The organism is Ameyamaea chiangmaiensis, from assembly GCF_013376175.1.
Lineage (GTDB): Bacteria > Pseudomonadota > Alphaproteobacteria > Acetobacterales > Acetobacteraceae > Ameyamaea > Ameyamaea chiangmaiensis.
Genome location: NZ_JABXXR010000140.1, coordinates 1 through 6,996, shown reverse-complemented (window position 1 = coordinate 6,996; position 6,996 = coordinate 1). Strand labels below are relative to the sequence as shown.

The window sequence follows — 6,996 nt, the reverse complement described above, 5'->3', positions numbered from 1 at the left end:
CGTCGCGTGCGGCTTCGAACGCGATCGACAGCGCGACCTGCGGCTCACCGAACAGGCGCGCGAAGGCGAACGCCAGACAGGCGGCCAGCACCCCGGCGATCATGCCGCGCGCCAGAAGACGCCCCATCATCAGAAATCAGCCCTCAGTGACAGGGGAAACCCAGAAGATGACGGCCGTCATGGACGAATTCATGCACGGCGTGACCGGAGACAAGGGACGTCGCGCCTTGTTCCGCACCAACGAAATACAGGGCGACCAGCGCCAGCAGCGTCCCGAACACCGCCCACGGCACGATGGCCCGCAGAGGGATCGTCTCGATCATGCGATCGTTGAAGGCGGAAGAAACGTGGGCTGTAATCGTCATGACATCCGTTCCCGGGTCGGCGTAGGGCAGGCGTTTTGTGTATCGGCTCGCGGGTGGTCACGTCAAATCAGCCGCCGCGGCTCAGTCAGTTGCAGGGTCGGGTAGGGCGTAATCGGCCGCCGTCAGACCCAGCTGCGTGCACAGGGCCCGGACGACCACGTCGTGATCGTCGCGCTGTGGCAGGCCCGAGACCGTGATCGAGCCGATCACGCCCGTGCCGCGCAGGATCAGGGGAAAGCTGCCGCCATGTGCGGCATAGTCGGCGACGGAGAGTCCATAACGGGTCTCCAGCGTCTCGTTCTGAAGCGCGAGTTCCAGCCCGATGGCGTAGCTGCTGCGGTGGTGGCGCTCGACCGTGTTGCGCTTGCGCCGGACCCATTCGAAATTGTCGGGGACGGAGCCCGGCAGCGCTGCGACGAACAGCGGGCGGGTCGTCGAGCGGATCTCGATGACGATCGGCCACGCGCTGTCGTGACCCCATGCGCGCAGCAGGGTGCCGAGGGTCCATGCGGCATCCTCGTCGAAACGGTCGAACTGCAGGTCGTGTTCCTGCCGTGCGATTGTCCGTAGATCGTCGGTCAGCCCCATGCGGCGCGCTCCTGTTCGCTCAGATCGGGGGGTACGGCCTGGCCAGTTTCGGCGGCATGGCTGGCGGCTTCGAGAACGGCCATGACCGCCAGAGCCTGCAGTGGCGTGACCGGATTGGGGGCCTCGCCACGCAGGGCCGCAGCAATCCCCTTGTAATAGAGACGCTGGTCGCCTGGCACGGGCGGCCGGGATCGCGCACGGCCGGTTTCGTCATAGACCAGAACCGGGTCGGGGTCCGCGCCCCAGCTCGGGGCGCCGGGTCGCATGCCGGCGACCAGCTGGGCTTCCTGTTGATCCGGGCTCGCTTTGACAAGGCTTCCGCGCTCGCCATGGACGACGAAGCGCGCCGTGCCCCCGGCCACGAGCATGCTGGCATGCAGCACGACGCGACGTTGACCGTACTCCAGCACGACATGCGCCCAGTCATTGGCCAGCGCCCCGGACCGCTGCCGGGCGAGGGAGGCGACGACCCGGTCGGGCAGCCCGAACAGTTGCAGCGCCTGATCGATCAGATGCGGGCCGACGTCGAACCAGAGGCCGCTGCCCGGGCCGTCCAGCTCACGCCAGCGCTGGCGCACCTCGGGACGGAAACGGTCGATATGGGATTCGACATGCGTGACGGCACCGATCTCGCCGTCGTCGATGGCCGTGCGGATGTTCAGGAAGTCGCTGTCCCAGCGCCGGTTGTGGAAGACGGACAGAAGGCGATCGTTCTTCGTGGCCAGCGCGATCAGGTCGCGTGCTTCGGGGATGTTCAGCGTGAAGGGTTTGTCGACGACAACGTGCTTCCCGCTTTCGAGCGCCGCGCGTGCCAGCGGAGCGTGGCTGTCGTTGGGTGAGGCAATGACGATCAGGTCCAGGTCATCGGCTGTTGCCGCGCGCATCGGGTCCGGCAGGACACGCGCATCGGGCAGATCCTGATGGACCTTCGCCGGGTTGCTCGACGCGACAGTGGTCAGAGTCAGGCCGGGTTCGGCGCCTATAAGCGGCGCGTGGAACGTGCGTCCGGCAAAGCCGTAGCCGATCAGACCGACCCGGATCGGGACTTGGGCGTTCATCGTGTCGTCTCACTCCGTCGGAAGGTCCGGCTGGTACCATAGACATCTCTGGCGGATCGGTAAGGCCGGTCACGGGCAGTTGAACGAGACGCGGGATCAATGGAAATGGCGCGCCCGCACGTCCAGAGGCTCGGTCCGTCCGGGTGTGCTCTCATCGTCGGCGACGGTGGCCAGCAAGGCCGAGAGGTCGATGATCTCGTGGGCCACCAGATGAACCACCAGCCCTTCGCGTTGCAGCCGGCCGCGCACGCCGATCATGCCCGAGGCCAGAACCGCCGGGCGGTAGGTTTCGAAGATGTCCGGCCAGACGACGATGTTCAAGATTTCCGTCTCATCTTCGAGGGTCATGAAGATCACGCCTTTCGAGGTGCCCGGGCGCTGCCGCATCAGGACAAGGCCGGCACTGGCCACGCGGCGTCCATCCCGTGTCGCGCGGGCCTGGGCACAGGAGACGAACCCGCGCTCGGTCAGGGTCGCGCGCAGGAAATGCGCGGGATGGGCCCGAAGCGTGAGTCCGGTGCGGGCATAGTCGCGGACCACGTCCGCCCCCTCGCTCATGGGCGCAAGACGGGGGGGTGGTTCCTCGATCTCGCGGAGGTTTCCCGCGGCGGCGAACAATGGCAGGGGCGTGTCATGCAGGCCGCGGATCGCCCACAGGGCCTCGCGCCGCGACAGCCCGAATGCCGGGCGGAACGCATCGGCCGAAGCAAGATGGCGCAGGGTGTCCACGGGCACGTCCGCGCGCCGCCACAGATCGTCCAGATCGGTAAATGGCTGGCCGGCACGGTGTTCGACGATGGCCGCCCCGTGCGGGTTGGACAGCCCCTTGATCATCCGCAGTCCCAGCCGCACGGCGTAGCGCTTGCCCGGCTCCTGCGCCGGCCCTTCCAGCGTGCAGTCCCAGCGCGAGGCATTGACGCAGACCGGTCGCACCGTCACGCCGTGGGCCAGGGCATCGCGCACCAGCTGCGCGGGGGCATAGAACCCCATGGGCTGCGCGTTGAGCAAGGCGGCGAGAAAGATGTCGGGGTGATGGCATTTCACCCACGAGGACGCATAGGCGAGGATAGCGAAACTTGCCGAATGGCTTTCGGGAAAGCCGTAGCTTCCGAACCCTTCGAGCTGGCGGAAGATGCGTTGCGCGAACTCTTCGGAATACTTGTTGCGTCGCATGCCGTCGAGAAGACGCTGCTGGAAAGGTCCGATCGTGCCTCGGCTTTTGAAGGTTGCCATGGCACGACGCAGTTCGTCGGCCTCGGCCGCGGTAAAGCCGCCGCAAATCATTGCGATCTGCATGGCCTGTTCCTGAAAGAGAGGCACCCCCAGCGTGCGTTCAAGAACCGGCCTCAGCTCCGGCTTCAGAAAGTCCGGTTCTTCCAGTTTCTGACGGCGTCGCAGATAGGGGTGCACCATGTCGCCCTGGATCGGCCCGGGCCGCACGATCGCGATTTCGATGACCAGATCGTAGAATTCCTGCGGCTTCAGGCGCGGCAGCATGGACATCTGCGCGCGGCTTTCGATCTGGAACACGCCGATCGTATCGGCGCGGCTGATCATGTCGTAGGTGGGCTTGTCCTTGTCGGGAATGGTCGCGACCGTAAAATGCTCGTCCTTGTGGACGGCCAGCAGGTCAAGTGCCCCACGCAGACACGTCAGCATGCCGAGGGCCAGGCAATCCACCTTCATGAAGCGCAGGACGTCGATATCGTCCTTGTCCCATTCGATGACCTGCCGCCCCTTGCTAGCCGTGGGTTCGAGGGGCACCAGTTCGTCAAGACGATCGTGCGTCAGAACGAAACCGCCGGGATGCTGCGAGAGGTGGCGTGGCGCATCGGTCAGCGCATGGGCCAGATCGAGGGTCAGGCGCACCCGCCTGTCGGTCAGGTCAATGCCGGTCTGTTCCAGATCGGCACGGTCGAGACTGCGCCACCACCCCCACATGCGACTGCCGAGTTGGCGGATCACGTCTTCGGGCAGACCCATGACCTTGCCCACGTCGCGCAGGGCGCCGCGCGCGCGGTAACGCGACACGACGGCGGTCAGGGCGGCGCGGGTGCGGCCGTAATGATCGTAGATCCAGTCGATGATTTCATCCCGCCGGTCATGTTCGAAATCGACATCGATATCCGGTGGTTCGCCGCGTTCGGCGGAGACGAAGCGTTCGAACAGAAGATTGCTGCGGGTCGGGTCCAGCGCGGTGATGCCCAGCATGTAGCACACGGCCGAGTTGGCGGCCGATCCGCGCCCCTGACACAGGATTTCCCGCCGTCCGGCTTCCTGGACGATGGTATGGACGGTCAGGAAATACGGGGCATAGGACAGCTGTCCGATGATGCCGAGTTCATGGCGGAGTTGACGTGCGATGGCGGGAGGAAGGGCAGCCCCGTAGCGCCGATGGGCACCTTCCCATGTCAGTTCGGTCAGCCGGTCCTGCGCTGTCTGGCCCGGGCGGGAGACTTCGTCCGGATATTGATAGACGAGATCATCGAGTGAAAAGCGGCAGGCCTCCATGATGGCGATGCCGCGTGCCAGCGCTTCGGGAAAACGGGCGAACAGGCGTGCCATCTCCGCCGGCGGCTTGAGGTAACGGTCGGCGTGGCGTTCGCGCCGGAAGCCGGCGGCCTCGATCGTCGTGCCATGCCGGATGCAGGTAACGACATCCTGCAGGATCCGCCGGTCATGAGTGTGATACAGCACGTCATTCGTCGCGACGCAGGGCACGCCCTCCCGGCTGGCGAGGGTGGCCAGCGCATGCAGCCGCATCTGGTCGTTGGGGCGGCGTCGTAATGTCAGTGCGAGCGACGTCCTGTCGCCGAAGGTGTCTGCCAGCGTGCGAATCTGGCGCGCGCATGTGGCGTCCGCCTCGTCCGGCAACAGGGTGGCGAACAGCCCCTCAGCATGAGCGGCGAGATCGGAAAACGACAGCAGGCAACCGCCTTTTCCGGCACGTGCCTTGCCGATCGTCAGCAGGCGGCATAACCGTCCATAGGCGGCACGATCGGTGGGATAGACCAGAACGGGCGCCATGTCGCTCAGCGCAAGGCGACACCCGGGCACCAGTCGCACGCCCTGCGCCCGGGCGGCGACATGGGCGCGCACCAGCCCGGCGAGGGAGCCGTGATCGGTGATGCCCAGTGCCTCGACCCCCAACGCCCGCGCCTGCGCGAACAGTTCATCGGGCGAGGAGGCGCCGCGCAGAAACGAAAAATACGTCGTGACCTGAAGTTCGGCGTAACGCGTCATGCGAAAATCCCATGCAGGAACCATGCCTGCGTGCCGGTTTCACCATGTTCGCCGTCGCCCGCGCGATACAGCCAGTAGCGGCCGCCGGACATATCCTCGACCCGGAAATAGTCGCGGGCGGCCGTCAGTTCACGGTCATCGCGCCACCATTCGCCAAAGACGCGCTCCGGCCCGTCGGCGCAGCGCACGTCATGCCGTTTGCCACGCCAGACGAAAAAGCGGGGCGGATGATCCGGCAGTACGGCCAGCGTGCGCACCGGTTCCGGGTGGGGCAGCAGTCGTTCGGGGCGCGGCCAGTGAACTGGCCAGACCGGCAGGGAAGCGGGCCCAAGGGGAGCAACCCGACGGACCGAGCGTTCCGGCACATCGCTTTCGATGGCGGCGCAGCGATACAGCGCGTCTGCCCCCACATGGTTGGCAAGCGTATCGAGCAGGGCCGGCAGATCCGGGGAGGCTTCTGCGTCGCCGCCAGCCAGAGCGGCCTCGGTCTGCCGGCCGTCCAGGGGCTCGGCGAGGGTTGCGATCAGTTCCAGCCGTTCGATGCCGAAACCCGGCGTGATTGTCTCGATCCGGTCGCACAGAAGGCGCGCAAGCCGGGCCACGTCGCGCATCGGGCGTGACAGGGCGATCCGGATGACTTCGCAGTGGTTGTCGACCCGATGCAAAAGCAGGTCGACCCGCCGTGCGCCCTGGCCACGCGCTTCGAGTGCCGCGCAGAACGGCGTTGTCAGCATTGTGATGTAACGGGCGATGGTCTCGGCCGCGGCAATTGGTTCACCGAGGTTGTGGGTAACGGCGACCGGGTCGACCGGGCGCAAGGCGACGATCGCCTCGGCCCGCGCGCCGCACGCCTGGTCGAGGCGCAGGGTGACGGTCGGACCAAAACGCAGAGCGAGGGGCGCGCGTGGCCTGCGGGCCAGATCGCCGATGCGGCTCAGGCCCAGAGCGTGCAGACCGTCCAGCGTCGCCGCGTCCAACCGCAGGCCCTCGATCGGCAAAGGGGACAGGGCGTGGCCATTCGCGCCCGGAGGAACGATCGCGAGGTGTTCGGGGCCGTAACGGGCGATGGCATGGGCGGCGCCCCAGTTGTCGGCGATCGCCAGTCGGGCGCACAGGCCGGCATGCCGCAGTCGATCAGCCAGCCGCGTCAGCATTGCGGCCTCACCCCCATGCAGATGGTCGGTGCCTGTTGTGTCGAGGACCAGACCGTCGGGAGGGTCGAGGCCCACGATGGGCGCGAGGCGTTGCTGGAGCCACAGGCCGAGCGCGTGCAGGGCGGCTGTGTCGCCCTGCGGGTCGGCGGGCAGGATCGTCAGGCCGGGATGCAGCGCCTGCACGTGGGCCACGGTCATACCGGTCCGCAGGCCGAGACGCCGCGCCGCGCCGTCGGTAGCCAGAACCAGGCGCCGGCCGCCGTCGTGCCCGGCAAGGACAAGGGGGCTGTCAGGCGGTAAGGCGGTCGTGCCCGAGGTGGTCGTGTTGAGGCGCTTGCGCACCCGGTCGGTCGACCATGTCGGCAGAAAGAGCGAGACGACTCGTGCCATCGCGGGCCTCCACAACGAACCGGGCGCCTTCGCCGCCTCGGCACCGTACAAGATCCAGATGCCACCGCGCCGTTCCCAGACCGGGGACCGGCAGGGGGGCGCTGTGGGCTGCCGTGACATGCCAGCGTGTGACGGCGGCGTTGGGCTGCTGAAGGCCGTTCGCCTGCGCCGGTCGTCGCCAGCGGCGCAGGGCCAGCG

At 67.0% G+C, this 6,996-nt stretch carries 6 protein-coding genes; all 6 read right to left on the bottom strand.

From position 1 onward, the window contains the following. Positions 1 to 127 (bottom strand): CbtA family protein (locus HUK82_RS13260; protein ID WP_394367504.1); only part of this gene is annotated, 127 nt, incomplete at its 3' end. Between the two features lie 16 nt (positions 128 to 143). After that, positions 144 to 365 (bottom strand): CbtB domain-containing protein, encoded by a 222-nt coding sequence (locus HUK82_RS13255; RefSeq protein ID WP_176614414.1) that lies wholly within the window; start codon positions 363 to 365, stop codon positions 144 to 146. Positions 366 to 446: 81 nt separating this feature from the next. Next, complete coding sequence (locus tag HUK82_RS13250) at positions 447 to 953, bottom strand: heme-degrading domain-containing protein (protein WP_176614413.1); 507 nt, start codon at positions 951 to 953, stop codon at positions 447 to 449. Further along, entirely contained in the window at positions 944 to 2,011 is a 1,068-nt protein-coding gene (locus tag HUK82_RS13245) for an oxidoreductase (protein WP_176614412.1), read from the bottom strand. The genes HUK82_RS13250 and HUK82_RS13245 overlap by 10 nt, the downstream gene beginning before the upstream one ends. Positions 2,012 to 2,107: 96 nt before the next feature. Beyond that, the gene (locus tag HUK82_RS13240; protein WP_176614411.1) at positions 2,108 to 5,254 is read right to left on the bottom strand and encodes an error-prone DNA polymerase; all 3,147 of its coding nucleotides are present in this window, start codon (positions 5,252 to 5,254) and stop codon (positions 2,108 to 2,110) included. Beyond that, a complete protein-coding gene (locus tag HUK82_RS13235) occupies positions 5,251 to 6,798 on the bottom strand; it encodes a DUF6504 family protein (protein ID WP_176614410.1) in 1,548 nt (515 codons plus the stop codon). Before HUK82_RS13235 ends, HUK82_RS13240 begins: the two co-directional genes overlap by 4 nt. Positions 6,799 to 6,996 lie beyond the last annotated feature (198 nt).